General features: G+C 64.7%; 26 protein-coding genes and 1 tRNA gene. 11 read left to right on the forward strand and 16 right to left on the reverse strand.

The genetic code is table 11. The features are described from left to right. The first annotated feature begins 37 nt into the window (after positions 1-37). A complete protein-coding gene (locus C7451_RS04725) occupies positions 38-418 on the forward strand; it encodes a hypothetical protein (RefSeq protein WP_146215282.1) in 381 nt (126 codons plus the stop codon). 129 nt (positions 419-547) lie between these two features. Here the strand turns inward: C7451_RS04725 and C7451_RS04730 are convergent, their stop codons facing one another. From C7451_RS04730 to C7451_RS04750, 5 genes are all read right to left on the reverse strand, one after another. Further along, a complete protein-coding gene (locus tag C7451_RS04730; protein WP_110297821.1) occupies positions 548-853 on the reverse strand; it encodes a WYL domain-containing protein in 306 nt (101 codons plus the stop codon). Positions 854-925: 72 nt separating this feature from the next. Beyond that, a complete protein-coding gene (gene accC / locus C7451_RS04735; RefSeq protein ID WP_110297822.1) occupies positions 926-2,287 on the reverse strand; it encodes an acetyl-CoA carboxylase biotin carboxylase subunit in 1,362 nt (453 codons plus the stop codon). 4 nt (positions 2,288-2,291) lie between these two features. Beyond that, on the reverse strand, positions 2,292-2,753 hold the full coding sequence (gene accB / locus C7451_RS04740) for an acetyl-CoA carboxylase biotin carboxyl carrier protein (RefSeq protein ID WP_244181597.1): 462 nt from the start codon (positions 2,751-2,753) through the stop codon (positions 2,292-2,294). A gap of 159 nt (positions 2,754-2,912) precedes the next feature. Next, a complete protein-coding gene (gene aroQ / locus C7451_RS04745; RefSeq protein WP_110297824.1) occupies positions 2,913-3,353 on the reverse strand; it encodes a type II 3-dehydroquinate dehydratase in 441 nt (146 codons plus the stop codon). A 60-nt stretch (positions 3,354-3,413) separates the two neighbouring features. Beyond that, positions 3,414-4,613 carry an FAD-dependent monooxygenase gene (locus C7451_RS04750; RefSeq protein ID WP_110297825.1) on the reverse strand — a complete coding sequence of 400 codons (1,200 nt, stop codon included), beginning with the start codon at positions 4,611-4,613 and terminating at the stop codon, positions 3,414-3,416. A gap of 100 nt (positions 4,614-4,713) precedes the next feature. Between C7451_RS04750 and C7451_RS04755 the strand changes: the two genes are divergently transcribed. Further along, on the forward strand, positions 4,714-5,319 hold the full coding sequence (locus tag C7451_RS04755; RefSeq protein ID WP_110297826.1) for a DUF6445 family protein: 606 nt from the start codon (positions 4,714-4,716) through the stop codon (positions 5,317-5,319). A 7-nt stretch (positions 5,320-5,326) separates the two neighbouring features. Here the strand turns inward: C7451_RS04755 and C7451_RS20375 are convergent, their stop codons facing one another. Next, a complete protein-coding gene (locus C7451_RS20375) occupies positions 5,327-5,461 on the reverse strand; it encodes a hypothetical protein (RefSeq protein ID WP_279629487.1) in 135 nt (44 codons plus the stop codon). A gap of 137 nt (positions 5,462-5,598) precedes the next feature. On the opposite strand from C7451_RS20375, the gene C7451_RS04765 reads away from it, so the two are divergent. Further along, positions 5,599-5,673, forward strand: a tRNA-Thr gene (locus C7451_RS04765). 16 nt (positions 5,674-5,689) lie between these two features. On the opposite strand, the gene C7451_RS04770 is transcribed toward C7451_RS04765, so the two are convergent. The 3 genes from C7451_RS04770 to C7451_RS04780 form a co-directional block, all read right to left on the reverse strand. Then, on the reverse strand, positions 5,690-6,277 hold the full coding sequence (locus tag C7451_RS04770) for an NADPH-dependent FMN reductase (protein ID WP_110297828.1): 588 nt from the start codon (positions 6,275-6,277) through the stop codon (positions 5,690-5,692). Positions 6,278-6,322: 45 nt separating this feature from the next. Further along, on the reverse strand, positions 6,323-7,180 hold the full coding sequence (gene purU / locus C7451_RS04775; protein ID WP_110297829.1) for a formyltetrahydrofolate deformylase: 858 nt from the start codon (positions 7,178-7,180) through the stop codon (positions 6,323-6,325). A gap of 63 nt (positions 7,181-7,243) precedes the next feature. Next, positions 7,244-7,555 carry a GNAT family N-acetyltransferase gene (locus C7451_RS04780; RefSeq protein WP_110297830.1) on the reverse strand — a complete coding sequence of 104 codons (312 nt, stop codon included), beginning with the start codon at positions 7,553-7,555 and terminating at the stop codon, positions 7,244-7,246. A gap of 214 nt (positions 7,556-7,769) precedes the next feature. Between C7451_RS04780 and infC the strand changes: the two genes are divergently transcribed. After that, the gene (gene infC / locus C7451_RS04785; RefSeq protein ID WP_081096846.1) at positions 7,770-8,315 is read left to right on the forward strand and encodes a translation initiation factor IF-3; all 546 of its coding nucleotides are present in this window, start codon (positions 7,770-7,772) and stop codon (positions 8,313-8,315) included. 45 nt (positions 8,316-8,360) lie between these two features. Here the strand turns inward: infC and C7451_RS04790 are convergent, their stop codons facing one another. Beyond that, on the reverse strand, positions 8,361-10,004 hold the full coding sequence (locus C7451_RS04790) for a DUF4139 domain-containing protein (protein ID WP_146215283.1): 1,644 nt from the start codon (positions 10,002-10,004) through the stop codon (positions 8,361-8,363). A gap of 81 nt (positions 10,005-10,085) precedes the next feature. After that, complete coding sequence (locus C7451_RS04795) at positions 10,086-11,492, reverse strand: DUF4139 domain-containing protein (protein WP_110297995.1); 1,407 nt, start codon at positions 11,490-11,492, stop codon at positions 10,086-10,088. A gap of 106 nt (positions 11,493-11,598) precedes the next feature. On the opposite strand from C7451_RS04795, the gene xth reads away from it, so the two are divergent. Then, positions 11,599-12,372 (forward strand): exodeoxyribonuclease III, encoded by a 774-nt coding sequence (gene xth / locus C7451_RS04800; RefSeq protein WP_110297996.1) that lies wholly within the window; start codon positions 11,599-11,601, stop codon positions 12,370-12,372. A 9-nt stretch (positions 12,373-12,381) separates the two neighbouring features. Here xth and C7451_RS04805 read toward each other — a convergent pair whose 3' ends face one another. Further along, positions 12,382-13,161, reverse strand: a complete 780-nt coding sequence (locus C7451_RS04805) for a class I SAM-dependent methyltransferase (protein WP_110297832.1) — start codon at positions 13,159-13,161, stop codon at positions 12,382-12,384. Between the two features lie 85 nt (positions 13,162-13,246). Between C7451_RS04805 and C7451_RS04810 the strand changes: the two genes are divergently transcribed. Then, positions 13,247-13,684, forward strand: a complete 438-nt coding sequence (locus C7451_RS04810; RefSeq protein WP_110297997.1) for an Rrf2 family transcriptional regulator — start codon at positions 13,247-13,249, stop codon at positions 13,682-13,684. Positions 13,685-13,881: 197 nt separating this feature from the next. Here the strand turns inward: C7451_RS04810 and C7451_RS04815 are convergent, their stop codons facing one another. Further along, positions 13,882-14,082 carry a hypothetical protein gene (locus C7451_RS04815; protein ID WP_110297833.1) on the reverse strand — a complete coding sequence of 67 codons (201 nt, stop codon included), beginning with the start codon at positions 14,080-14,082 and terminating at the stop codon, positions 13,882-13,884. 87 nt (positions 14,083-14,169) lie between these two features. After that, on the reverse strand, positions 14,170-15,777 hold the full coding sequence (locus C7451_RS04820) for a M23 family metallopeptidase (protein ID WP_244181601.1): 1,608 nt from the start codon (positions 15,775-15,777) through the stop codon (positions 14,170-14,172). 245 nt (positions 15,778-16,022) lie between these two features. Here C7451_RS04820 and C7451_RS04825 point away from each other — a divergent pair, with 245 nt between their 5' ends. The 5 genes from C7451_RS04825 (at position 16,023) to C7451_RS04845 (ending at position 21,093) form a co-directional block, all read left to right on the forward strand. Beyond that, positions 16,023-18,569 carry a helicase-related protein gene (locus C7451_RS04825; protein WP_110297999.1) on the forward strand — a complete coding sequence of 849 codons (2,547 nt, stop codon included), beginning with the start codon at positions 16,023-16,025 and terminating at the stop codon, positions 18,567-18,569. Then, entirely contained in the window at positions 18,562-18,882 is a 321-nt protein-coding gene (locus C7451_RS04830) for a S4 domain-containing protein (RefSeq protein ID WP_341866614.1), read from the forward strand. Before C7451_RS04825 ends, C7451_RS04830 begins: the two co-directional genes overlap by 8 nt. A gap of 154 nt (positions 18,883-19,036) precedes the next feature. Continuing rightward, positions 19,037-19,375: a ferredoxin FdxA gene (gene fdxA / locus C7451_RS04835; protein ID WP_060979427.1), complete on the forward strand. Its 339-nt coding sequence runs from the start codon at positions 19,037-19,039 to the stop codon at positions 19,373-19,375. A 321-nt stretch (positions 19,376-19,696) separates the two neighbouring features. After that, the gene (locus C7451_RS04840) at positions 19,697-20,224 is read left to right on the forward strand and encodes a CarD family transcriptional regulator (RefSeq protein ID WP_023837598.1); all 528 of its coding nucleotides are present in this window, start codon (positions 19,697-19,699) and stop codon (positions 20,222-20,224) included. Positions 20,225-20,466: 242 nt separating this feature from the next. After that, positions 20,467-21,093 (forward strand): DUF2306 domain-containing protein, encoded by a 627-nt coding sequence (locus tag C7451_RS04845; RefSeq protein ID WP_167398422.1) that lies wholly within the window; start codon positions 20,467-20,469, stop codon positions 21,091-21,093. A 7-nt stretch (positions 21,094-21,100) separates the two neighbouring features. Here C7451_RS04845 and C7451_RS04850 read toward each other — a convergent pair whose 3' ends face one another. Together C7451_RS04850 and C7451_RS04855 are read right to left on the reverse strand one after the other, a co-directional pair. Then, positions 21,101-22,942, reverse strand: coding sequence for an AMP-dependent synthetase/ligase (locus C7451_RS04850; protein WP_110297835.1), 1,842 nt, complete (start codon positions 22,940-22,942; stop codon positions 21,101-21,103). Between the two features lie 180 nt (positions 22,943-23,122). Then, positions 23,123-24,661 (reverse strand): lipopolysaccharide biosynthesis protein, encoded by a 1,539-nt coding sequence (locus tag C7451_RS04855; RefSeq protein ID WP_110297836.1) that lies wholly within the window; start codon positions 24,659-24,661, stop codon positions 23,123-23,125. Positions 24,662-24,666: the final 5 nt, after the last annotated feature.

Here is a 24,666-nt window from a genome sequence, read left to right on the forward strand (position 1 = left end):
GTATAGTCTCCCGCATCAGATTGGATGGGGGAAGGCCATGGCGCGTCGGATTTCCAGCTCTTTCGCGATGCTGCTTGCAGCGCTCGTTTCGCTTTCCACCGCCTCTGCCGCCGCGCCCGAGCGCAAGCCCGATCTCGCCGATCTGGTCGCGGGCATCTACCGCGGCGATATCATTTCGGATGCGCGGGGTTCATCGCAATCCGGAGTGACGATCACGGTGACACGGATCGCCAGGGACAGGGTCCTGATCGCCTGCGATTGCGCGCGCATTCCGAAGGTGGAAATCCCGATCGAACGCGCCATGGATGCGATCCTGGCAAGCAGCGGCCCGCATGTCTTCCTGATCGAGAACCAGCGCGATCCGCGCCGCCTGAGCTTGACGATCGACGAGGCGTCGCTGAGCGTCGAAAAGCAGTAACGCTCAACGCACCCGGAAACCAATCGCTGTCATTCCCGCGAACGCGGGAATCCCGCTTTTGCGCTCATGCTGGAGAAGGAAGCGGGATCCCCTCCTGCGCGGGGGTGACGAAATTGGGCAGAGGGAAGACTACGCCATCTCGACCGCAAACAGCGTCTTGCCCTGGTAGCGTTCCTCGTCGGGGTTGAACACCGGCTGCAGATCGAACGCGTGATCGGTCAGCGCAATATCGACCAGACCGTCGAGCTTGAAAGCCCCGACCTTGAGTTCGCGCGGCGGCTTGCCGTCGCGTTCCAGCGTGACGCCATCCAGATACAACTGGTCGTGCTTTGTATACAGGATGTGCGGCGCAAGCCGGATGCGCTGCCGGTTATAGGTCGCCTCGAGGCATTTGCGCAGCGCGATGGCTTCCAGCACGGTCTTGTTTGTATCCATCGCGCCAATATGACCAATGCCGCACCGCGTTTCAACGGAAAATTGTGCGGTGCAGCATAGGTCCTTGGCAGGTCAGGCCTTTTCCTCGGCCTCCAGCTCGGCCAGCCATTGCTCGAGCCACTTGATCGTATATTCGCCCGAGAGGAAATCGGGTTCGTCGAGCAAAGCCTGGTGCAGCGGGATGGTCGTCTTGACGCCCTGCACCACGAATTCCTCGAGCGCGCGCTTCAGCCGCATGATGCAGCCCTGGCGGGTACGGCCATAGACGATCAGCTTGGCGATCATGCTGTCGTAATAGGGCGGTATCTTGTAGCCTGCATACAGCCCGCTATCGACGCGCACGTGCATGCCGCCGGGCGGGTGGTAATAGCTGACCAGGCCGGGCGAGGGCGCGAAGGTGCGCGGGTCCTCGGCATTGATGCGGCATTCGATGGCATGGCCGCGAAACTCGACATCCTCTTGGCGGACCGAGAGCGGGTGCCCTTCGGCAATGCGGATCTGCTCGCGCACCAGATCGACTCCGGTGATCGCCTCGGTCACCGGATGCTCGACCTGAAGCCGGGTATTCATCTCGATGAAATAGAATTCGCCATTTTCCCAGAGGAACTCGATCGTGCCCGCGCCGCGATAGCCCATGTCCGCCATCGCCTTGGTGACGACGCCGCCCATGCGCGCCCGCTCCTCCGGCGTGATGACCGGCGAGGGGGCTTCCTCGAGCACCTTCTGGTGGCGGCGCTGCAACGAACAGTCGCGCTCGCCGAGATGAATGGCATTGCCCTTGCCGTCGCCGAAGATCTGGAACTCGATATGGCGTGGGTTGCCGAGATATTTTTCCATATAGACGGTGTCGTCGCCGAAGGCCGACTTGGCCTCGCTGCCCGCCTGCTGCATCAGCGTCTCGAGCTGGTCTTCGGACGGCACGACCTTCATGCCGCGTCCGCCGCCGCCCGATGCCGCCTTGATCAGCACCGGATAGCCGATCGATGCGGCGATGATCTTGGCCTCGTGGATATCCTTGATCGCACCGTCCGATCCGGGGACGAGCGGCATGCCCAGGGCTCCGGCGGTCTTCTTTGCCTCGACCTTGTCGCCCATCGTGCGGATATGTTCGGGCTTGGGGCCGATCCAGATGATCTTGTGCGCCTCGACGATCTCGGCGAACTTGGCGTTTTCCGACAGGAAGCCATAGCCCGGATGGATCGCATCGGCCTGGCTGATTTCCGCGGCCGAAATGATGTTGGCAATGTTGAGATAGCTCTGCCCCGCAGGCGGCGGGCCGATGCACACCGCCTCGTCGGCGAGGCGCACGTGCATAGCGTCGGCATCGGCGGTCGAATGCACCGCGACCGTCTTGATGCCCATCTCGTGCGCCGCACGGTGGATGCGCAGCGCGATTTCGCCGCGATTGGCGATCAGGATCTTCTTGATGGCCATGGGCTTACTCGATGACGACCAGCGGCTGGTCGAACTCGACCGGCTGGCCGTCCTCGACCAGGATCGCGGTGACCTTGCCGGCGCGCTCGGCGGTGATCGGGTTCATCACCTTCATCGCTTCGATGATGAGCAGCGGGTCGCCGATCTTGACCGTCGCACCGACGCTGACGAACGGCGCCGCACCCGGTTCGGGCGCGAGATAGCTGGTGCCGACCATCGGCGACTTGACCGCATTGGCCATGGACGGTGCGGCGGGTTCCGCCGGAGCGGCAGGCGCGGCGGCGGCGGCGGGTGCAGCTGCAACAGGTGCCGGCGCTGCGGGTACCGCGACGCTCGCGACCGGTGCGGCGCTGATCGTCCGGGCGACGCGAATCTTGCGATCTCCGTCTTCCACCTCGATCTCGCTCAGGCCCGTTTCGCCCAGCAGTTCCGCCAGTTCGCGCACCAGTTTGCTGTCGATGTTCATGCCGCCTCCCTGTTTGTTGTTGCTGCTTTTGCCGCTTGGTGATGCCATATTCCTGCGCCCTTTGGTTCTGTTTTGATCAGGGGCGGCTCTTTGGCTGCTCCCGTGCGTAAATTCAATCGCTCGCCCGCATCATGACAGCAGATGCCGGGGCGGCAAAGCTCATAACTGCGCTGCGGCCTCCAGCGCCAATAGATAAGACGTTGCGCCAAAGCCGCAGATCGTGCCCTTTGCGGCGCGCCCGACGAACGAGACGTGGCGAAATTCCTCGCGCGTGTGCGGGTTGGACAGGTGCACCTCGATCACCGGCGTGGTGATCGACCGGATCGCGTCGAGCAGCGCCACCGATGTGTGCGTATAGGCGCCAGCGTTGAGCAGCACGGCCTTCGCGCCGGTCGCCTGCGCCTCGTGCAGCCAGTCGACCAGATGGCCCTCATGGTTGGACTGGCGCATGTCGATGGCAAGGCCCAGGGCTTGCGCGCGGTCCTCGAGCCGATCGGCAATATCGTCGAGCGTGTCGGAGCCATAGATTTCCGGCTCGCGCAGGCCCAGCAGGTTGAGATTGGGACCGTTGAGGACGAAGATAATGGGGTGATCGGCCATGGGGACTTTCTGTTCGCCGGCCGGATGCCGCGAGAGGCCCCTATGCGGGAAACCGCCCGCTTAGGCAAGAATCGCGCTGCGGACGCCCAGTGGCCCACCGCCATAGAGCCAGTCCCAGCGCGCCATCACCGCATCGGGGCGGGTGGCGGCGGCGCGGCCGAGCGGCAGCCGCATCGCCAGCGTGGCCAGCGGATTGCCCTCGTGAAAATCGACCCCGTTTGATCGCGCCATTGCCTGGATGCGCGCGGTGCGCGGCTGGCGCAACGCGAAGAATCGGGCAAGTGCGGGTTCGATGTGCTGCGGTTCGAGTGGCAGCAATTCTGCGAGCGCATAGCCGTCCTCGATCCCCATCGCCGCGCCCTGCGCGAGGAACGGCAGCATCGGATGGCAGGCATCTCCGATCAGCACTGCGCGATTCCGGTGCCAGGTCCGCATCGGCTTGCGATCAAACAGCGCCCAGCGCAGCGGGCCTTTGACACGGGCAAGCAGCGGAGCGAGGGTATTCCATCCGGCGAAATCGGCGCGCAGGCGATCAGCGTCGCCGGGCAGGTTCCAGCCCTCCTCGCGCCAGTCGGCCTGTTCGGTCACCGCGACGAGATTCACAAGATCAGGCCGGATGCGGTAGGTCACTGCATGGCGGCGCGGGCCGAGCCACGCTCCGACGCCCGGCGGCGGCGCAGCGGGATCGGCAGGATCGATCCGGACGAGCGCGCGCCACGCGATATGGCCGGTAAAACGCGGGGTGTCCGCACCGAACAGTTGTTCGCGGACCATCGAACGAATGCCGTCCGCGCCGATCAGCAGGTCGGCGGTCAGCGCCGCGCCCGATGCAGTGGTGATGGCAATGCCATCGGCGCGGTTGTCGACTTGCGCCACTGTCACACCGAGGCTCAGCGCGCCGGGCTGCGCCTGTTCGAGCGCCTCGGCCAGAATCGCGACCAGATCGGCGCGGTGCAGCGTCACATAGGCCGCGCCCCAGCGCCGCTTCGCTGCGTCGCCGAGTGGAACCTTGAGGATCTCGCGCGCGCTGCGCCCGTCGCGCAGCGTGATCGCCGCAGGCGTCTGGCCTGCCGCCGCCACCTTCTCGCCTATCCCAAGCGAATCCAGCACGCGCATCGCGTTGGGGCCAAGCTGCAGCCCCGCACCCACCTCCTCGATCGCTGCCGCCTGCTCGACGACGCGCACGTCATGGTCCTTGCGCGCGAGCGCCAGCGCAGCGGCAAGGCCCGCAATGCCCGCTCCGGCGATCAGGATGCGCATGACAGGGTCGGGGGGCAGGGCATGAGCCTGTCTAGCGCCCTGTACAATTCATGCAACGCCCAGCCTTTCGCGCACCGCCATCCGCCGCTATGCCAGCGTCATGCTGCCCTCGCTGCTCATCATCGACGATTTTCTGGCCGATCCGAATGGCGCGCGCGCCGCAGCGCTCGGCCTCGGCTATGATCCTGCAACGCGCAAGGGCAATTATCCCGGCACGCTGTCGAGCGCGCCGCTTGCCATCACGGGCCTCGAGGCGGCGGTGGCGCGGATCATCGGGGTTCCCGTCATGCCGCAACCTGGAACCACGCATGGCCATTGCCGCCTGACGCTCAAGGGCGATCGCGGAGTCAGTGGCGTGCATATCGACCCGTGCTTCTATTCGGGCATCCTGTACCTGAGCCGCGACGAGGATGCGCGTGGCGGCACCGATTTCTTCCGCCACAAGCGCACCGGGCTCGAGAAAGTGCCGACCGACCCGCTGGCATTGGCGCAAAGCGGCTATGCAGATGCCAACGCGCTGGTCGAGGATGTCGTCAACCGCGACACCTTTCACGCCGCGAAATGGGAGCGGGTGATGCGCGTGCCGATGCGGTTCAACCGGCTGATCCTGTTCAGCCCATGGCTGTTCCACAATTCGGCGGACGGATTCGGCACGAGTGCGGAAACGGGCCGCCTGGTCCATCTGCAATTCTACGCGCGCGGCTGACCGGGCCTTACGATTCGCCGTTCGCATTCATCGCGCGCGCTCGCGCCTTTCTGCGGCGAAGATTCTCGCGCAGATTGGCGGCAAGCCTCGCCTTGCGCTCTTCGGCGGGGCTCAGTTTCGGCGGTGCAGGGGGCTTTTCCATCGGCTTTGCTGCATATCGTCGCACCAGCGCATTTGGCAAGACCGGCGAGGGTTGACAAACCATCGGCACCTGCGCATAGGCGCAGGCCTTGCGAGCGGGCAGCCAGGTTGCCCGCCGCCGGACTTGCGAAATGGTGTGCTGCTGTAGCTCAGTGGTAGAGCGCATCCTTGGTAAGGCTGAGGTCGGGAGTTCAATCCTCCCCAGCAGCACCATTTCGCACCTCCCCCATCAGTAGGGCGGCTTCTGCCTGTCTTTCTGCGCGGCTGCCGCATCGGCCCACCACGTCAGTTCGTCCGCGAATTTCCCGAAGCTGCGCTCGAGCGCTTCCCCGCCCGATCCGGTCGGTTCGCCACTCTCGTCCAGCGACTTTGTAATCTGTCCGACCGAGAGCATGCTGGGGATGACCACCATGCCCATTTCCGAAAGCGTCGGGTGCCAGGCCTGGCCAGCGCGCACGCCGGCGAAACGCCCTGCCGAGTAGGTGGCAAGCGCCGCCGGTCGCCAGAACCATTCCTCCAGAAAATGGTCGGTCAGGTTCTTGAGACCCGGTTGCACGCCCCAGTTATATTCGCCCGCGACGAACAGGAAGGCGTCCGCCGCCTTGATCTTTTTGGCCAGGTCTTCCATCGCCACCGGCGCGGTGCCGGCGTCATATTCCTTGTACATGCGGTCGAGCATCGGCAGGCCGACCGCCTTGGCATCGATCAGTTCGGCCTCGACCCCCCGCCTTGTGAACCGGTTGATGCAGTAATCGGCAAGACGGATTCCCGCCCGGTCGGAGCGATAGGATCCATACAGCACGAGCAGTTTCTTCATCGGCAATCTCCTGTCCCGAACGATACGGGCGATCGGCCGAGTGGTTCAATCGGTAAACACCACCGTCTTGGTGCCGTTGAGCAGCACCCGGTCGGCCAGGTGATGCCGCACCGCGCGCGCGAGCACGCGCCGTTCGATGTCACGGCCCTTGCGCACCAGCGTATCGGGCGAATCAGCATGGGTGATCTGCTCGACATCCTGCGCGATGATCGGGCCTTCATCGAGATCGGCGGTGACATAATGCGCGGTCGCGCCGATCATCTTCACCCCGCGCGCATGCGCCTGATGATAGGGTTTCGCACCCTTGAAACCGGGCAGGAAGCTGTGGTGGATGTTGATGCAGCGGCCCGAGAGAAATGCCGCAAGATCATCGGACAGGATCTGCATATAGCGCGCGAGCACCACCAGCTCTGCCCCGGTCTCCTCGACAACGCGCTTGATCTCGGCCTCCTGCTCGGCCTTGGTCTCGCGCGTCACCGGCAGATGGTGGAAGGGCACGCCTGCCATGTCCAGCCCGGCCAGCGCCTCGACCGGGTGGTTGGAGACGATGCCGACGACATCCATCTGCAGCTCGCCGATTCGCCAGCGATAGAGCAGGTCGGCCAGGCAATGGTCGAACCTGGAGACGAGGATCAGCACCTTGCGCGGCGTGTCGGCGAGGCGGAGCGACCAGTCCATCGCATATTCCTGCCCCAGGTCCTGAAAGCGTGCATTGAGCGCTGCGGTCAATGTGTCGGGCAGGGTGAAGACCACCCGCATGAAGAAGCGCCCCGTCTCCTGATCCTCGAACTGCGCGGCCTCGCGGATGTTTCCGCCGGTAGCAAACAGCAGGCCGGTGACGCGGCTGACAATGCCGGGGCGGTCGGGGCAGGACAGGGTCAGGATATGCAGTGCGTCGCTCATGTTCGGCCTTGGGTTCGCATTGGATCCCATGCTGTTGCCAAGAGCGCGCGCCCGCGTCGAGCCTTAATCTGCCAGCACGTCGTTCCATTCCGGGTGCCGCCGGAAGGCCGCGACGACATAGCTGCAGCGAGGTATCACCTTCCAGCCCTGCGCGCGCGCCGTATCGATAAGCGCATCGACCAGCTTACCGGCAATGCCCTGGCCGCGCATCGAATCGGGCACATAGGTGTGATCGGCGCTCACGCGTCGCACGCCGGCTGCGGCCGGTGCCTCGGCATAAGTCAGTTCCGCCTCGGCCCCTTCGGCGCGATGGACGAAGCGCCCGTTCTTGCCTGCGGTTTCGTGCTCGATGGTGATCTGGTCGGGACTGTCCATGCGGCTGCTCCTTGCGCAATCATCGCCTCGCTCCGATCTGGAGCGGGCATGTTGGCTCGGCAATGGGACGCCTGGAGGCGTCAAATCGTTGCGCGAATGCAACGCCTGCCATGCTTCCTGCGGCAGTCCTGCCGCCTGCCCTGCACGAAACCCTTTATCTATCAGCCGACTTGGCTTATATCGCGCGCTCGAAGAAACATCAGGAGAATTCGCTATACGTCCGCCAGCACCCCGTCGCGGCCTTGTTCTGCCACCCAAATCCGGCCCGCGCTTCAATCAGTTCATCCAGTCGCCCCAGGTTCGGGTGATCGATGAGAATGGCGAAAATCTTGGCGTATTGCGTACAGCAGATGCGATAGAACGTGCCGCTGCGGTGGGTCTCGACCTGGTCGAGGTCTCGCCTAATGCCGAGCCCCCCGTCGCCAAGTTCCTCGATGTCGGCAAGTACAAGTACGAGGCCCAGAAAAAGGCCAATGCCGCGCGCAAGAACCAGAAGACGCAGGAGATCAAGGAGATCAAGATGCGTCCGAACATCGATGACCATGACTATATGGTCAAGATGAAGAAGGTTCATGCATTCATCGAAGAGGGCGACAAGGTCAAGATGACGTTGCGCTTCCGCGGCCGCGAACTCTCGCACCAGCAGCTTGGCATGGCCCTGCTCCAGCGTGTGCAGGAAGACGTCAAGGAAACCGCCAAGGTCGAAGCCTATCCGCGCATGGAAGGCCGCCAGATGCTGATGGTGCTGGCACCCAAATAAGGCGTGCTGGCACCCAAATAAGGGCATGCGCGCCGGAAGCGGCGTTCAGCGATATTTCGAGCGGCTCTGGTAGCTGATCGTGGCGCTGTCATTGGCAGGCACGGTCACCTGCCAGACATGCTTGCCGTCCTTGCGAATCAGCTTGCCCGATGCCTTGCGAATATCGGTATCGGCGATTTGCGCCAGGTCGATTTCTGCCGTGACGGGTTCCGAATTGGCGTTGCTCAGCACCAGCTTGCGCGTCTCGCCGGACTTCTGGTCCTTGCCCGGCAGCACATTGATTCCCAGCCGCACCGCCGGGCTCGCACCGATGGTGAACTTCACCTCCTGCCCCACGGCATAGTCGCGCATCCGGCCCTGGCCGATCAGCAGGCCGCCGTTCTGCCGGTTATCGCTGGTCGATCCATCGAATACCGTGATCCGGCCCGAAGGCAGCGGCAGACCGAGGCCGCTTGCGGTCTTGTTGTCCATGCGCAGCTCGATCTGCAACGGCTGCGGCTCGTCGCTGCCATAGCCAAGGGCATTGCCGCGATACACCAGCCGCGCGGGCACGTTCGCCTTGGACAGCAGCTTGACCTGCTTCTGCCCCCTGGCCGAAACGGTCGAGCGGAAGGGCACGCGATAGAGCTTGAGATCGCCCAGAGCCTCCAGCTCCGCCTCCACATTGCGCGAGGCCGTAACCATGATCGCGTCAGCCTCGCGCGCCATCATGGCCGGAGGCGGTGGTGGCGGTGGTGGCGGCGGGGGCGGTGCAGAAACAGCCCTACGCGACCTCAGGTGGGAATTGTCGGTCATCCCGTCTGCCGTGCGACCCTGCGGCCAGCACTGGATCGCGAGCCGCGCGGCCTGAGGTCGATCCGCCAGGTTGCGCATCGGCTTGCGGATATTGAGAGTGCCTGCGATCACCAGCAACTCGGCATAGGCAAAGCTCTCGGCATTGCCATTGGCGAGCGTCAGCCACGAAAACAGGTCGAGCGACTTTCCGTCCGCGCCCAGCTTCACGACATAATCGGCGTTCCAGTCGAAGCCCGAGGCGAGATAGGTCAGCGTCACCTCGACCGTCGCGGCCTGGGGCGAGACGGTATCGACCGACAGCACCGGTGTGGCAAACAGCCCGGCGGGCACGTTGCTATACACCACGCGCTCGGGCAGCCCGGAACATTGCAGCGCCTCGACGCCGCTCTCGGTCTGGACCACCAGGGCGCCGCGCGATCCGCTGCGGATCACCGCCTGCTGCTCGGTCCGCTTGCCGGTCGCCGGATCGGTACGTTGCAGCGTCACCCGATTGCCGAGCGATCCATCGACGAGCGCGCCGGGCGACAGCAGCTTCCTGTCGCGGTTCTGCTCGATGATCCCGCCGGGCAGTCCCCGGATCACGGCGGAGACGGCGACCATGCCCTCGGCGACACCGGCAAAGCGGATGGTCGAGGGGCCAGCGGGCACGCTGATCGTGCGCTTTTCGGTGACGACTGCAAAACCGTTGAGGAAGGCAAGGTTCATCCCCCCGCCATTGCCGCGCTGCGGATCGCGATAGATGGTGACCGCGACGGAATCGGGCTTTGGAGAGACGACTTCGGGGCGGGTCTGGGCGTGGGCTGTTGGTGTTATAATCCCAGCCAGCACCGCCAGAATGGCCCCCAGCACCACCCCCCGTTTGTCCCGAGCGAAGTCGAGGGACGTATGCGCCACGGTTGCGCGCAGGTCCCTCGACTTCGCTCGGGAACTCGGAAAGGGGGGTATGGGCATGGATCTAAATCTCGGTTCGCACCCTTAATACCGCGTCTCAAAGGTTGCGGTAACCTCGGCCGTCCCGTTCGCGGGCACATTCACGGCCCAGACCGCCGCATTGCTGCTGCGCCGTTCGCTCTTCAGGCTCTCGGTGACGATGCGCGTGTCGGTCCAGCCGAAATCGAGCCCCGCCTGCATCAGGTCCACCACCACCGCACCGTCGCGCGCGTTGGTCAGCTCATAGCGCATGCTCGTCTGCCATTTCGTGCTGGAGAGCCGCTTGCGCTCGACCACCGTGCTCTTGACCTTGACGTCGAACGCCTCGCCGGTCTTGAGCGCCAGGGCGCTCCCCATCGGGGTGTGGCCGATGCCGTTCTCGCCGATGAATTGCGGGGCGCCGCGCTGGTCGCGCTGATAGAAGCGCACCGATCCGGCGGGCAGGGCATCGCCCAGGCCGCCCGATTTGCTGGAGCTGAATTTCACCACTGTATCGACGCTTTGCGGCTCGTTCATGCTGGAGAGCCAGCCGACGCGATATTCGTATGCGCGGGCAGCGGGCACGCCCTGCACGTCGAGGAAATTGATCTGCTTGGTCTGGCGGTCGGCAATCGTGGTGCGCCCCACCGGATACAGGTAATAATCGCCCAGCCGCTCGCGATTGGCGGTCTCGGTTCCGACGCTGCGAATATTGCGCCCCCGGTTGCCATAGCCCGATGCTCCTTGCGGATCGCCCGCGACCAGCAGCGTATCGGCATTGCGATAGGCGGTGCCCGAATTGTTTGACAGCGTGACCCAGCCCTGCACGTCGATGCTGCCCTTGGCTTCATCGAACAATGCGACATAATCTGCAGACCAGCCAAGCCCACCGGTCAGATAGCGGATCGCCGCCTCGCGCTGTCCGGCGCGCTGGCTGTCGACGGTGATGGACAGGGTCGGGCGCGCGCGCAGATTGTCGGGCACCTTGTCGAACACTGCGCGCACGGGCAGGCCGTCGTCGCGCAGCACCTCGATGCGGTTGCCGATCTGCACCACCACGCCCTCATTGACCGAAAGCACCTTGGCGCGCTCGCGCGTTTCCGCACCGGTCGCCGGATTGGTGCGGACGAGCGTGATCGTTTCACCCACCGCCTTTTCCATCAGCTTGCCGGGGGTCAGCAGGTCATAGTCGAAATTCTGCTCGACAATCGTCGCGCCATCGGCGGCGAAGGACACGGTTTCGGGGCGGATCTGGGCAGAGACATCGGGAAATTCGATCCGGCTGGTGCCGCCCGCGATATTGAGCTTGCGGATGTCCTGCACCAGCGAGGTGCCACCATTATACACGGTGACCGAGACATTGCCTTGCGTGCTCGGCGCGTTGGGATCGGTGGAATCCTGAGCCACGGCAGGGGTCAGCGCCAGCGCGGCGATCGCGGTCGCCCCCATCCAGAAGCGAGACGAATGCAGCATCATGACCTCCCCAGCTTTGCTGTTGGACAGTGGCTTACGCAGGCTGAAATGAACAGGGGCTAAATGGCTGGGCAAGCGCCTGCACCACCGCTAGAAGACGCTCATGCTGCGCATCGCCTCCTACAATATCAACGGCATCAAGGCCCGTCTGCCGCGCCTGCTCGAATGGCTGGAAGAGACCCGGCCAGCGATCGCCTGCCTGCAGGAGATCAAGACGCAGGACGAGGGATTCCCTGCCTCCGAGTTCGAGAAATTGGGCTATGGCGCGATCTGGCACGGGCAGAAGGGCTTCAACGGCGTCGCCATACTCGCGCGCGATTGCGTGCCGGTCGAGGTGCAGCGCGGGCTGGAGGGCGAGCCCGAGGACGAGCATTCGCGCTATCTGGAGGCCGATGTCCACGGCCTGCGCGTCGCGTGCATCTATCTGCCCAACGGCAATCCGCAGCCGGGGCCGAAATTCGATTACAAGCTGCGCTGGATGGAGCGGCTGCGTAAACGCGCCGCGCAGATCCTGGCCGAAGAGGTGCCTGCGGTGCTGGCGGGCGACTACAATGTCATCCCGCGCGACAATGATGTGTATTCGGTGCGCGCGATGGCCAGTGATGCGCTGATGCAGCCCGAAAGCCGCGCCGCCTACCGGCGCATCCTGGCCGATGGCTGGACCGACGCCATCGGCACATTGTGTCCGGTGGGCGGGGTGTGGACCTATTGGGATTATCAGGCCGGCGCCTGGCAGCGCGACCACGGTTTCCGCATCGATCACCTGCTGCTGAGCCCCGCCGCCGCCGACCGCCTGGGTGCGATCGGCGTCGACAAGGATCATCGGGGCCGCGAAAAGGCCAGCGACCACGCGCCGACCTGGGTGGAGTTGAAGGCCTAGCGCAGGGCTTTACCGGCGCGCCACGCCGATGAGCGCGGTTGAGGGAATGGGAAGCACAGCCCGATCACCTGCCATGCGACGCACTTCCGTGATGATGCGGTCGCGCTGTGAGTCATCGAGTTTCGCCCAGTCCGGAGACTGGCTCAGTACGGCATCAAACTCGCCAAGGGTGGACATGTCGAGCCCGAAATCGCGGGTCACAGCTTCGATCCGTGCATCGCCATAGCCTGCTCGGACGAGTTCCGCCGTCAGCCCCGCTGCCGTGTTGAGGATCGTCATCGATTCCGGCATCGGAGCGAGATCACGGTCCGGAAACAGTTGCTGGATGAGCTGACCGAGCAGCAGGAAGGCCCCGGCTCCGCGATCCTGCCAGACCGCGACGACGCCATATCCGCCCGGCCTGGTCACCCGGGCCATCTCGGCCAGTCCCTTGCGCCAGTCCGGGAACATGAACACGCCAAAAAAGCTGAAAACTGCATCGAAGCTCGCATCGGGCAGGTCGAGCGCCTGCCCGTCCATAACCTGCGCCTCGATGTTCGGAACCTGCTTGGCGGCAATCCGCGCTACCATGCCGGGGGAGAAGTCGGTGGCTAGCACCTGGGCACCGGTCCTGGCTGCGGCGAGCGCAAGAGCGCCGGTTCCAGCGGCGATATCGAGCACGCGTGATGCAGGCGTCAACCCAAACTGGTCGATCACTGCCTCCACATAGCTGGACGTATAGGGATGTCCCGCCCGCTCGTAACGTGCGGCAGCGCTGTCCCAATGATCGACTTTGGTGAATTCCTGCACTTTTCTACCTCCGAATCACGTAACATTAAAGGTATCGTGAAATTCGGCGCTTGCCAAGCAGATGCGACCGGCCAAGGTGTTCTGGATGCGATACGATGGACGCCTTTCCCGGATGCTGCATGTGCTGATCCATCTGGCGCGGCATGAAGGCCCGATGACGTCCGAGACGATCGCGCGGATGCTGGACACCAATCCGGCACTCATTCGGCGCACCATGTCGGGGTTGCGGGAAGCGGGATATGTCAGATCAGAAAAGGGCCATGGGGGGGGCTGGACGATCGCAACCGACCTTAACACGGTGACGCTGCTGGACGTGCACCGCGCGGTCGGCGGGCCGCGCCTGTTTGCCATCGGGCTCGAGAATGCCAATCCCGGCTGTCAAGTAGCCGGTGTCGTCAACGAAGCTCTGGAGAGTGCCTTGCAGGAAGCCGAGCGCCTATTGGTTGCCAGGCTCGCGTCGATCAGCCTTGCCGAACTTGCCCGGACCTTCGACCAACGGTGCGGCCATTTGCTTCCGCACTAGATGCGGCACGGCTCGGGTGATCGTCGTGCCTTTGATCCGCTTGATCTCTCGCCTGGGTTCGGCCGTTTTCGTGCGCAGTGCCGGAGCCTGGACGCTGTATAGCGCGGTTTCGCCTCTGGGTTTCGGCTTGCGCCGACAACCGGAGCGGTCGAACAGGGCAGAGCATTCAGTCTGCTGCTATCGCGTCTGCCAGACAATCACTCTTTTGGCTTCGGGACCTTCGGGCCTTCTTCCGGAAACACGGCTGCGCCGGTCCAGCGACCGTCCTCGACCGCAGCTGTACCGGTGACGTTGCGCGAGTCGTCGGGAACGAGGCCGCCGCCCTTGCGCTTGTCGGCAGCGTCGGTGGCAGCGGGGCTTTCAGGCGCGTCCTTCCCGGTGTTGGGATTGTCAGTCATGTTTGCTCTCCCTTGCGATGCGCTTTGCATCCTGTGGAAGGTTTACAGTCGCAGCGAGGGAAAGGTTCCCGGCGCAGCCCGCGCCGTTCACGTGATCGTCGTGCCTTCGATCCGCTCGATCTCGCGCTTGGGCTCGTCCTGCTTGGCGGCAGCCGGCGGGGTCAGCGATTGCAGCGCGGCCCCCGGCGTCACGCCGAGCAGCTGCTTCAGCCGCGCGCGGAAGTTCGCGAGTTCGCTGCCCGAAAGCTGGGCGCGGGTGGTGAACTTGACCGAGTTGGGATCGACGGCGCGGCCACCGCGATAGAGTTCGTAATGCAGGTGCGGGCCGGTCGACAGGCCGGTCGATCCGACATAGCCGATCACCTGGCCGCGCCGTACGCGCGTACCGCTGCTCACCGCAATCCGGCTCATGTGACCATAGCCTGTGGCGATATTGCCGCCATGCGCGATGCGGACGAAATTGCCATATCCGCCCTTGCGTCCGGCATAATTCACCACGCCGTCGGCTGTTGCATAGATCGGCGCACCGGTGCCTGCCTTGAAATCGATGCCGCTGTGCATGCGGCGGAAGCCCAGGATCGGGTGGCGGCGATAGCCGAAGCCCGAGGTGACGGCACCGTTGACCGGGCGGGCGAACTCGCCGCGCGTCTCGCCAACGCCCGAGGCTTCGAACCACTGGACATTGTTGCCGGTCTTCCAGCGCAGCATCTGCGCGCGCGGCTTGCCGCTGCGCTCGAGCCCTGCATAGAGCAGTTCGCCCATCTCCACCTCGCCGGTGGCGGCGCGCTTGTAATCGACGATGATGTCGAACTGGTCGGTGGAGCGGATGTCGTTGCCGATCGAAAGCTGCGTCGCCAGCGTGCGCAGATAGGCCTGAATCGCAGCCGGAGGTGCGCCTGCGGCGCGGGCAGAGCGATAGAGGCTGGAGCCGACGGTTCCGCGAATGCGAAGCGGCGTCGCGTCGACCAGAATCGGTTTCTGCACAAGATCGAGCGCGGAGCCTGCACGGACGATCTCGACATTGAGGTCGAACCGCGCCCGGAAGGCGATGTTTTCGACCGGACGCGGCTGGTTGCGCGCGAAACGGCGGCCGAGCGTGATGTCGATGCGGGTGCCGTCGCGAATGTCGTCGAGTGGCACAACGGAGGAGACGAGATTGGCGACCGCCTGCGCGTCGCCGCTGCCCACGCCTGCGCGCTGCATCACGCGCATGAAACTGTCGCCACGCCCGATGGTGGCAGCAAGCTCGATCGTGGGGCGTTCGGGAGCCTGGCGTAGTGCGACTACGGCATCGGTCGCAGCCATGGCGCGCCCGGTATCGCTGCCGAAGGCCATCGGCATGATCATCTGGCTGCGCAGTTCCTCGCGCGCGACCGGCGAGGGCGGGGCGGCTGCAGCGCCCAGAGGGGACAGGCCGGGGGTGATGGCATAGGCACCGGTGCACAGCAGGCAAAGCGTCGCCAGCCCGCGAAACCATTCGGCACTGCCGATATTCTGGCCCAGATCGGGCGTCCAGTTCGTTTCCTGAATGAACTGGCGGCTGCGCGCAAGCCGTTCCTTGAGTGCTTGCAGACCGGTCGCAGGGGCGGGAAGCGCTGGCGCTGGGGGGCGGGTGGGCGTGGGGAGCACATCGGCCAGCGACAATCTGGCACTGGCGGCTCCGGCCCCCAAAAGCTGTTCGCGTTGCTGAAACAAGACCGACCCCTTGCCGCCATTCCTCCCACGCGGGCCCTTTCAAAGCCGACGCGATGGCGTTTTCCTCGCCGCAATCTGTGTGGACATGACCGGTTAAAGTCAAATTAACCCGGGGCGCAAAACCGGATCTGCGGGATGAGCGGTGCAAGAAGCCCGATCAGCGGCGCAACCTATCCACAGCGCTTTGCGCGCGGGTCTTGCATTGATCAGGTGCTGCCATGATGTAGGGGATGGAGGCTGCTCCCATGACCCGATTTTCGCCGAGCTCCGTCACTGCCGTGCTGGGGCCGACCAACACCGGCAAGACGCACCTCGCGATCGAGCGGATGTGCGCGCATTCCAGCGGCCTGATCGGCTTTCCGCTCCGTCTGCTCGCGCGTGAGGTCTATGACCGCGTGGTCAGGATCAAGGGGCCGAACGAGGTCGCGCTGGTTACCGGCGAGGAGCGGATCGTTCCCCCCGGTGCGCGCTGGTTTCTCTCTACCGCCGAAAGCATGCCGCTCGATCAGGGGCGCGATTTCGCGTTCGTCGCGATCGACGAGGCGCAGCTGGGCGCGCATCCCGAGCGCGGTCATGTCTTCACCGACCGGATGCTGAACGCACGCGGGCGCGACGAAACGATGATCCTGGGTTCCGAAGCCATGGCCCCTATGATCCGCGCGCTTGTGCCCGATGCAGAGATCATTGGCCGCCCGCGCTTCTCGACGCTGAGCTATGCCGGGATCAAGAAGCTCTCGCGCCTGCCGCCGCGCAGCGCGATCGTCGCGTTCTCGGCGGAGGAAGTATACGCAGTCGCCGAGATGCTGCGCCGGTTCAGGGGCGGTGCTGCGGTGGTGATGGGGGCGCTGAGCCCGGCCACCCGCAACGCGCAGGTCGCGATGTACCAGGCGGGCGAGGTTGATTATCTGGTCGCCACCGATGCGATCGGCATGGGGCTCAACATGGATGTCGACCATGTCGCCTTCGCCTCGCTGCACAAATATGATGGCGCGCGCCGTCGGCGGCTGACCCTCTCGGAAATGGCGCAGATTGCCGGGCGCGCCGGACGGCACCAGCGCGACGGCACGTTCGGATCGGTCGCCGGCCATCATGATGCGCAGTTCACCGACGAGGAGATCGAGCGGATCGAGCAGCACAGCTTTCCTCCGCTCAAGTCGCTGTTCTGGCGCGAATCCCGGCTGCGCTTCGACAGCCTGGGCACATTGATTGCCGATCTCGAGCGATTGCCATCGAGCCCGGTCCTCCAGCCCGCGCCGGAAGCGATCGACCTTGCCGTGCTGCGCCGCCTGGCCGACGATCCGCATGTCGCGGCGAGCGTGCGCGGCCAGGCCGCCGTGCGACGCTTCTGGTCGGTCTGCTCGCTGCCCGATTTCCAGCATCGCGGGGCAGAACATCACGCCAGTTTCGTCGGGCAGCTCTGGCAGCATCTCGGGCACGGCCTCGGCCATATTCCGGTCGATTTCATCGCGCGCAAGATTGCCGATCTCGATTCGGTGCAGGGCGATGTCGAGAAGCTGGGCGCGCGCATCGCGGCAATCCGCACCTGGGCCTATGTCGCGCAGCGCCGGGACTGGCTGGCCGACCCTGCCGAGATGGCGGGCCGTGCGCGCGAAGTCGAGGAGCGATTGTCCGATGCGCTGCACCGTGCGCTGGCGCAGCGCTTCGTCGACCGGCGCACGGCGGTGCTGCTGCGCGGCCTCGGCGGCGATGCCTCGCTGCTGCCGGTGACGCTGGAAGAAGGCGACGCCATCTGTGTCGATGGCGAGCCGATCGGGCATCTCAACGGCTTTGCCTTTGTCGTCGATGCCCAGGCGCGTCTGGCCGATCGCAAGCTGCTGGTCGCAGCTGCCGACCGTCATCTGCCCGGACTGCTGGCGCGGCGCGCGCGTGATCTGATCGCGGATGGCGCGAAGGCGCTTTCCATCGGCGGGGACGACAAGGCCCGACCGGCGCTGTTCTGGCGCGGGCAGCGTATCGGTCTGCTGGTGCGCGGGGCCTCGCTCGCCGAGCCGCGCTTCCAGCCCGACCGGGCGCTCGATGCCATCCCGCGATCGGATCACGAGGCGTTGCTGGCGCATGTCGCAGACTGGCTGCAAGCGCATCTGCGCAAGCCGCTCAGCCCGGTACGAGCGCTGACGAAAGCGGCGGAGGACAAGCGCTGCCCCGGGCCCCTGCGTGCGCTTCTGGTGCAACTGGTCGAGGCGGGCGGTGCCATCGCCCGCACGGAGGTTGATCCGCTGCTGGCGGCGATCGATGGCCCGGCGCGCCAGGTCCTGCAGAGGCTTGGCGTGCGGCTCGGCAGTCTCGACATATTCTGCGCCGCGATGATCCGCCCCGATTGCCAGCGGCTGCTCGTCCTGATGCGCGCTGTGCGCAATGGCGAACCGGTGCCTGCGCATGCCGTCCTCGCCAGTCTGCAGACGGTCGTACCTGCATCTGCTGTGCCGCCGGGCGGGCATCCGGCCTATCGCATGCTCGGCAACCAGGCCTTGCGTGTCGATATGGCGGAAAAGCTGATCCGTGCCGCGCATGATGGCCGTGGCGACGCGCCAAGCTTTGCCATCGATCCAGCGCTCGCGATCTCGATGGGCTTGAGTGCGGCCAATGCCGAGAGGCTGATGCGCGCGGCGGGCTTTCGGCGAGAGGGCGGTAAGAGTGACGCTGACCCGGATATGGATAAGTTATGGCGCTGGCGGGGGCTGGCACGCAAAAAGAAGCAGGCTGAGGCGGCGGGGCCTGCCGATATGGGACATTTTGCCGCGCTGAAGGAATGGAAGGTGGCGATTGGCTGAAAAGGGCGGCGGAGCATCATCGGCGCTTGCAGCGGGCAGCGCGCATATGCGCATGGACCTGCTGCTCTGGTATCTGCGGCTGGTGCGCAGCCGGTCGCAGGGCAAGATGCTGGCCGAACAGGGGCTGATCCGCAGCAATGGGCATCGCGTCGTCAAGGCGCATCACGCCGTTCGCTGCGGCGACATTCTGACGGTACCCCAGGGAACCCGCGTTCTGGTGCTGCAGATAGACCGGCTGCCCTGGCGCCGCGGGCCCGCTGACGAGGCGCTGGCGTGCTACAGCGAACCGGGTGAGGTTCGTGCAACTGGCTAAAGTTCGGCTTTGCCTGACCAAGGCAGCGCCTTATTGACGCACCGGCCTTGTCGCAATAGCAAGGCGCCCAGAATCACCACGGCATCACCATGCCATCATCATGCCCGACCGGTCGACTGCGCCGGTACGCCATTCAGGGGAGCTACCACAGCCGATGACTTATGTTGTCACCGACGCCTGCATCAAGTGCAAGTACATGGACTGTGTCGAAGTCTGTCCGGTGGACTGCTTCTATGAGGGCGAGAACATGCTGGTGATCAATCCCAGCGAATGCATCGATTGTGGCGTGTGCGAACCCGAATGCCCGGCTGAGGCGATCCTGCCCGATACCGAGGACGGCCTCGAGAAGTGGCTGGAGCTCAATACCAAGTACAGCGCCGAATGGCCGAACATCACGGTCAAGCGCGATTCGCCGCCCGATGCGGACGAATACAAGGGCAAGGACGGCAAGTACGAAGCCTATTTCTCGCCCGAACCCGGCGAAGGCGACTGATCGATTCGATTGCGGGCAGGGCCCCTCGGGGCCACCGGTGTCATTCGTCGCCTGCAATCGTTATCGCTTTCCGTAGCGTCCATGGGGTGAGTTAGCCCCATGGCGGTTGTTTTTTGTATGCAGAGCCCCCATCTAGGGCCGGAATGGCCATTACGGGGTGGCTATTTTGTGACGAATCTGTTAAGTGGCTGGCACCAGCGCTGCTGTTTCGCGCTGGTTGGTGTCCCTCTTTCGGCACATATTTTGAGGAGATTCGCTCGAACGGCTGGCATGCAAGTTCGAAATGGCTCCCGCTTCCCCTGAATACAGAAAGGTTTTTGAATGGCCGCCAAAGCGCTGTCTTTTGATGTAGGCGATTATGTGGTTTATCCCAAGCACGGCGTTGGCCGTGTCGTGGAACTTCAGAAGGAAGAAATTGCCGGCATGCAGCTCGAGCTGTACGTGCTGCGCTTCGAAAAGGAACGGATGACGCTGCGCGTTCCTGTCAACAAGGTCGAAAGCATCGGCATGCGCAAGCTGTCTTCGGACAAGACGCTGCGCGAAGCGATGGAAACGCTCAAGAGCAAGCCCAAGGTCAAGCGCACCATGTGGTCGCGCCGCGCACAGGAATATGAAGCGAAGATCAATTCGGGCGACCTTGTGTCGATCGCCGAAGTGACCCGCGACCTGTTCCGCCCCGACGACCAGCCCGAACAGAGCTATTCGGAACGGCAGATCTTCGAAGCCGCCTCGAGCCGCCTCGCCCGCGAACTGGCCGCGATGGAAAAGACCGACGAGCCTGCCGCGCTCAAGAAGATCCTCGAGATCCTGAACGCTGCCGCGCCGCAATATTACGAAGCCGCCGAATAAGCGCTCTCGCGTTCGACGCATCAGCAAAACCCCGGATTGGCCGACGCCGATCCGGGGTTTTGCTTTGTCCGGTTTACCCCGTCATTCCCGCGAACGCGGGAATCCCGCTTTTCAGCATCGGTAGCACAGAAGCGGGGCTCCCGCTTTCGCGGGGGTGACGTGAAAAGCGGTGTGCGGAGTCGGGTTGCGGCTCCTTTCGGCTTGAGGCACGCTGCCAGCAAAGCAATCAGGGGGGAGCCATCGTGACCAGCCAGACCTGGCCGCCGATCGATCATCGACCGGGTCTGACCGTGCCCGCGCTTCTCTTCTGGGCGGCGATCCTTTCGACCCTGCCCGTGCTCTGGCTCAACGTCCTTCCCGCGCTCGGCGGCGGGGCGCAGCAGGCCCATGCGGATCACAGCCTGTGGATCGTCCTTCATGCGCTGACCGGATTTCTGACGCTCGTCTCCGGTTTTCTCGCGCTGTACATGGGCTGGACCCGCGCGGCGTTCGAATATCATCGCCATACCGGCTGCACCTATGTCGGCGCAGGCATGACCATGGCGTTCGTCGCGCTGTTCCTTGCCATCAGCGATCCGCACCGCAACCCGGCGAGCGGCTGGGCGACCGGGACGCTCGCCGTTGTCTGGCTGATTGCGACCTCGATGGGCTGGCGGCGGGGCAGTCAGAGGCTCTGGCGGTCGCACCAGATGTGGATGATCCGCTCGATGGTGCTGACCTGGACCTTCGTCTTCTGCCGCCTCGCGCAGCGGCTGGACGATATGGACGGGATCGCTCCGGCGCTCGGTATCTGGGCATACTGGGTCGGACCGCTGCTGATCGCGGAGATCGCCCTGCGCCTGTGGAACCGCCGCAACCCCGCGCTCTAGGCGGCGCTCAGCTCTTGTAAAGCCCGTCCAGCCGGTCCTGATAGCGCCCGCGAATGACGTGCCGCCGGATCTTCATCGATGGCGTCATCTCGCCATTCTCGATCGTGAACGGCTCGTCGGCGAAATTGAATTGGCGCACCTTCTCGATCACCGACAGGTCGGCATTGACCCGGTCGATCGCCGCGCGAACCGCCGATTTGAACTGAGGATTGGCCTGAAGCGCGGCAAAATCCACTTTCAGCCCCTGGCTGCTCGCCCATTCCATCGTCCATTCCGGGTCCGGCACGATCAGCCCGACCAGATAGGGTCGCCGGTCGCCCGCCACCATCGCCTGATGAATTTCGGGCTGCAAAGTCAGCATGCCCTCGACCTTTTGCGGCGAGACATTGTCGCCCTTGTCGTTGACGATCAGGTCCTTCTTGCGATCGGTGATCGCGATGCGCCCAGCTTCGTCGATATACCCTATGTCTCCGGTGTGCAGCCATCCGTCCTTGAGCACGCGCGCAGTCTCTTCGGGGTTCTGCCAGTAGCCGTGCATGACGAGCTCGCCGCGCACCAGAATCTCGCCATCCTCGGCAATGCGCACTTCGGTATCGGCGAGTGGCGGGCCGACCGTGTCCATCTTGATCCCGACCCTGGGCCGGTTGCACGCGATGATCGGCGCGGCCTCGGTCTGGCCATAGCCCTGGAGCAGCGTGATGCCGAGCGCATGAAAGAACACGCCTATCTCCGGATTGAGCGGGGCGCCACCCGACACCATGGCCTTGACCCGTCCGCCGAACCGCGCCTGGATCTTGGGGCGCAGGCTCTTCGACAGGATGAAGTCCATCGGCTTGTCGAGCAGTCCGTCGCGGCCGCCCAGCTGCTTCTCGCCCAGCGCCATCGCGCGCTCGAACAGGAAATTGGCGACCTTGCCCTGCTTCTGGATTTGCTTGAGGATGCGCGCACGCAGCACCTCGAACAGGCGCGGTACCACGACCATCAGCGTCGGGCGCACCTCCTCGATATTGCTCGCGAGCTTTTCGAGTCCTTCGGAATAATAGATCTGCGCGCCCAGCCCGATCGGGAAGAACTGGCCCGCGCTGTGCTCATAGGCGTGGCTGAGCGGCAGGAACGACAGGAAGACTTCGTCGTCCCAGCCGAAATCCTCGCTGATCACGCGAGTGGGCCCGGCGATATTGTGCAGGATCGCGCCATGATGCTGCATCACCCCGCGCGGCGCGCCGCCGGTGCCGCTGGTATAGATGATGCAGGCGGTATCCTCGCGCGTCAGCTGCGCGGCATGGCTACGGATCGCAGGCATCAGCTCGGCCTGACGGGCGCTGTCGCCGGTGACGAGATCGGACCAGTTGTGGGCGCGGAAGCGGCTCGCCTGGCCGACCTTGACCGGCTCCATGCCGATGACGTGCCACGCATTGCCTGCGCGCAGCACGGCGGGAAGCAGCGTGCGCGCCAGCTTGGCGTCGGAGACGATGACCGCGCGCGCCCCCGAATTGTCGAGGATGTGCTGGTGATCGCGCTCGGTATTGGTGGTGTAGGTCGGCACGGTGACGCAGCCTGCGGCCATGATCGCGAGGTCTGCGATGCACCATTCGGGCCGGTTCTCGCTCACCAGCATCACCCGGTCGCCGCGCTGCAGCCCCATTTCGGTGAGTGCATGCGCCAGTTCAGCGACCTGTCCCGCCGCCTGACGCCAGCTGATCGGCGTCCACGCCCCAGCCTTCTTGCCCCATAGGAAGGGCGCGTCGCCCAGTTCGTCCGCCCGCGCGAAGAACAGGTCGAGCAGATTGTTGAAACGGGCAAATTGATCGAGTGATTTGTTGGCGATCACCGGGGTCGGGCTCCTCATGCTGCCACGCTTGGCGTGCGCGGTCTGTGGATCAACGGTCTAGAGTGATTTCAAGTGAAATGGAACATTTCACGGCTCGGAAATCACGGCAAAACAAAATGCCGGACCGCCGCTATGCTTCCGTCAGAAGCAAACAGGGTCAGCCGGCTTTGGTTGCAGGAGCAATCAGTCGCACGCGCGTCACAGCGCCAGTTTGCGGCCTGCCTTGCCCAGCGCCGCCTTGTCCTCTGCATCGAGCCCGACCTTGAGCCCCAGCCAGACCAGCGGGAAGAAACAGGCGAACTGGATCGCGGCGCGCGGGACCATGCCCAGGTTCTGGAATGCCCAGCCAATCAGCCACAGCGCGCCGAAGCCACCCAGGCCGCAGGCGAGCGCGCGCAGAAAATGCCGGTCGAACGGACCGAGACCATCGCTTACCCACAATTCGGCGACTGCTGCCCAGCTCGACACGATCACGCCTGCGCTCACCGCCAGCGCCATGCCGGTCGCGCCCATGTCGTCGACCGTCAGCCAGCCGACCAGCCCCGCGACTGCGAGCCCGGCAATTGAATTGGCGAGCGGCAGCAGGCGGTGCCCGGTCATCTCGACGATCGGCGTCGCCGCGCCCAGGATCGTCTCGCCCGCGCGGCCGACCAGCAGCACGATCAGCACAGGCAGCGCATCGGCTGCCTCGGGCGAGAACAGCAGCAGCGTTGCATCGCCGCCTGCGATCATGACGGCGGTGAGCGGAAGCACGATGATCGCGGCGATGCGGTTGGCAAAGCGGTAGAGCGGGGCGATCTGCGCCTTGTCCGCGGCCTTTTGCGCGGCGCTCAGCGGTGCGAGGACATAGAGGAAGGTCTGGCGCACGATCAGCGGGACCGAGGCGATCTTGCGCGCGATGCCGAACAGCCCGGCGGCAACCGCGCCGCCCCCGCCGCTCAAGGCGAGGCCGAGCAGAACCGGCGGCAGATCGTTGAACGCGCGGCGCGCGAGATTGGGCGGCATCGTCGCCAGGCCCGATTTCAGCGTGTCGTGGCGCAGTGCGGGCGGCATCGGTGCGCGCCAGAGCAGGCCGAGATCGTAATAGCGCCCGAGCAGTCGCACCGACAGCCAGGCGGTGACGCCGAGCGATACGATATGCGCGACGAACAGCCCGAACAGCCGCACCCCCAGCGTATAGAGCGCGACCGCCACGATCAGCCGCGCGATCTGCTCCCAGAAGATGCGCAGACGTATCTCGGGCCCGAAGGCGCGGCGCGCGCGTGCGGCAGCGGTCGCGATCTCGAGCGCGACGGTGAGTGGCAATGTCCACACGAACAGCGCGATCAGCGCGGGCAGATGCGGGCGCATCGCCGGTTCGACCGAGAATTGCGGAGCAATTACGGGGGCGGCGAGGGTAATGCACAGCGCAACGAAGGCTGAGGGGATCACCGTCACCAGCAGCGCATAGCGCAGCACGCCATGTTCGGCCTCGCGGCTGGCGGCAGAAGGGATGGCGCGCTGCAGCCCCTGCGCCAGAGATAGCGTGGTCAGCGTCGACAGCACGTTCACCGCCGCCCAGAGCACGACATAGCTGCCATAGGTGGCTAGGCCGAACATCCATACGAAGGCAGGTTGAGTCACGATCTCGATGATCGCACCCATGCGGGCCAGGCCCGAAAGCGCCGCGCCACTGGCCACATCGGCGCGGCTCACAGCGGGGGCGATGGTGGCAGGATCGGGCGTGTCGGCGGCCACGGGCT

The organism is Blastomonas natatoria (assembly GCF_003201955.1).
Lineage (GTDB): Bacteria > Pseudomonadota > Alphaproteobacteria > Sphingomonadales > Sphingomonadaceae > Blastomonas > Blastomonas natatoria.

Coding starts and splice junctions, on each gene's coding strand:
- C7451_RS04770 (WP_110297828.1), bottom strand. CDS start 6,277: ATGAAGAAACTGCTCGTGCTGTATGGATCCTATCGCTCCGACCGGGCG.
- C7451_RS04815 (WP_110297833.1), bottom strand. CDS start 14,082: ATGACTGACAATCCCAACACCGGGAAGGACGCGCCTGAAAGCCCCGCT.
- C7451_RS04850 (WP_110297835.1), bottom strand. CDS start 22,942: ATGAGGAGCCCGACCCCGGTGATCGCCAACAAATCACTCGATCAATTT.
- C7451_RS20375 (WP_279629487.1), bottom strand. CDS start 5,461: ATGGAAAAGCCCCCTGCACCGCCGAAACTGAGCCCCGCCGAAGAGCGC.
- aroQ (WP_110297824.1), bottom strand. CDS start 3,353: ATGGCCGATCACCCCATTATCTTCGTCCTCAACGGTCCCAATCTCAAC.
- C7451_RS04755 (WP_110297826.1), top strand. CDS start 4,714: ATGCTGCCCTCGCTGCTCATCATCGACGATTTTCTGGCCGATCCGAAT.
- C7451_RS04795 (WP_110297995.1), bottom strand. CDS start 11,492: ATGCTGCATTCGTCTCGCTTCTGGATGGGGGCGACCGCGATCGCCGCG.
- C7451_RS04725 (WP_146215282.1), top strand. CDS start 38: ATGGCGCGTCGGATTTCCAGCTCTTTCGCGATGCTGCTTGCAGCGCTC.
- accB (WP_244181597.1), bottom strand. CDS start 2,753: ATGAACATCGACAGCAAACTGGTGCGCGAACTGGCGGAACTGCTGGGC.
- accC (WP_110297822.1), bottom strand. CDS start 2,287: ATGGCCATCAAGAAGATCCTGATCGCCAATCGCGGCGAAATCGCGCTG.
- C7451_RS04730 (WP_110297821.1), bottom strand. CDS start 853: ATGGATACAAACAAGACCGTGCTGGAAGCCATCGCGCTGCGCAAATGC.
- fdxA (WP_060979427.1), top strand. CDS start 19,037: ATGACTTATGTTGTCACCGACGCCTGCATCAAGTGCAAGTACATGGAC.
- C7451_RS04780 (WP_110297830.1), bottom strand. CDS start 7,555: ATGGACAGTCCCGACCAGATCACCATCGAGCACGAAACCGCAGGCAAG.
- purU (WP_110297829.1), bottom strand. CDS start 7,180: ATGAGCGACGCACTGCATATCCTGACCCTGTCCTGCCCCGACCGCCCC.
- C7451_RS04750 (WP_110297825.1), bottom strand. CDS start 4,613: ATGCGCATCCTGATCGCCGGAGCGGGCATTGCGGGCCTTGCCGCTGCG.
- C7451_RS04825 (WP_110297999.1), top strand. CDS start 16,023: ATGACCCGATTTTCGCCGAGCTCCGTCACTGCCGTGCTGGGGCCGACC.
- C7451_RS04840 (WP_023837598.1), top strand. CDS start 19,697: ATGGCCGCCAAAGCGCTGTCTTTTGATGTAGGCGATTATGTGGTTTAT.
- C7451_RS04810 (WP_110297997.1), top strand. CDS start 13,247: ATGCGATACGATGGACGCCTTTCCCGGATGCTGCATGTGCTGATCCAT.